This window comes from Streptomyces sp. NPDC101166 (assembly GCF_044768125.1).
Classification (GTDB): Bacteria; Actinomycetota; Actinomycetes; order Streptomycetales; family Streptomycetaceae; genus Streptomyces.
This window is the reverse complement of the sequence record NZ_JBIWPF010000094.1, coordinates 1-1560: the sequence shown is the minus strand read 5'-3', so window position 1 is coordinate 1560 and position 1560 is coordinate 1. Positions and strand designations below refer to the sequence as shown.

The following is a 1560-nucleotide window of genomic DNA, read 5'->3' as shown; positions in this document are numbered from 1 at the left end:
GGGTTGGGACGGGCGGCGGGGCCGGGCGAAACCTCGTGGTGGGGTTGGCGTTCGGGGATGCCGGGCTTGGCGCCGGTGCGGGCGCCCTTGCGGGCCTCCTCGCCGACGCGGCGGACCACCTGCTGGATGTCGTCCCAGCCGACCCAACCGGCCAGTTTGGTGGCGTAGGCCTTGCGGAGGGCGAAGTCCTTGATCTGGGAGACCACGGGGACGGCGCGGCGCAGGGACTCGACCTGGCCTTCGGGGGTGTCGAGGTTGTGTTCGGCGAGCAGGCCGCGGATGACGAACTCGTACAACGGGACTCGGCGGGCGACCAGGTCGCGGACCGCGCCGTCGCCGCTGCGCTGGCGCAGTTCGCACGGGTCGAGGCCGTCGGGGGCCACGGCGATGTAGGTCTGGCCTGCGAGCTTCTGGTCGCCGGAGAAGGCCTTGAGAGCGGCGGCCTGGCCGGCGGCGTCGCCGTCGAAGGTGTAGATGATCTCGCCGCGCCAGAAGTTGTCGTCCATGAGCAGGCGGCGCAGGATCGCGAGGTGGTCGTCGCCGAAGGCGGTGCCGCAGGAGGCGACCGCGGTCTTGACGCCGGCCAGGTGCATGGCCATGACGTCGGTGTAGCCCTCCACGACCACGGCCTGATGGCCCTTGGCGATCTCCCGCTTGGCGTGGTCGAGCCCGAACAGCACCTGGGACTTCTTGTACAGCAACGTCTCCGAGGTGTTGATGTACTTGGCGGTCATCGTGTCGTCGTCGTAGAGGCGGCGCGCGCCGAAGCCGATCACCTCGCCGCCGAGATTGCGGATCGGCCACAGCAGACGGCGGTTGAAGCGGTCCATGGGGCCGCGCTGGCCCTGTTTGGACAGGCCCGCGGCCTCCAGCTCCTTGAACTCGAAACCCTTGCGCAGCAGGTGTTTCGTGAGGGTGTCCCAGCCGCCGGGGGCGTAGCCGCAGCCGAACTGGTGGGCGGCGTTGTGGTCGAAATTACGGTCGGTGAGGTACTTGCGGGCCGCCTCGGCCCCGGGCTCGCCGAGCTGTGAGATGTAGAACTCGTGGGCGGCCGCGTTGGCGGCGACCAGGCGGGCGCGGGTGCCGCGGTCGACGCGGACCGAGGTGCCGCCGCCCTCGTAGTTGATCTTGTAGTTGAGCCGGTCGGCCATCTGCTCGACGGCCTCGACGAAACCGATGTGCTCGATCTTCTGCAGGAACGCGAAGACGTCGCCGCCCTCACCGCAGCCGAAGCAGTGGAACACGCCGTGATTGGGCCGCACGTGGAACGACGGCGACTTCTCGTCGTGGAACGGGCACAGGCCCTTCATGGAGTCGGCGCCGGCCCGGCGGAGGGCGACGTACTCCCCCACGACATCCTCGATCCGGACACGTTCACGAATCGCCGCGATATCGCGGTCCGGAAGTCGGCCAGCCACGCCAGCGAGTCTAGCGCTCCCCCGCCTCCCCGGGACTTTTGCGCACAGCAGAGAGCCGTTGCCAGTCCCACATGCGGGCCGGCGGTTGAGTGCCGACCCGATTCTGGACGTCCCCGGCGAGTTACCCCACTCGCAACGAAAC

The 1560-nt window shown here is 69.2% G+C and carries 1 protein-coding gene; it reads right to left on the bottom strand.

What is annotated here, in order from left to right:
• On the bottom strand, window positions 1-1418 hold a 1418-nt coding region (gene dnaG / locus ACIRS4_RS36635), incomplete at its 3' end, for a DNA primase (protein WP_404204351.1).
• Window positions 1419-1560: the final 142 nt, after the last annotated feature.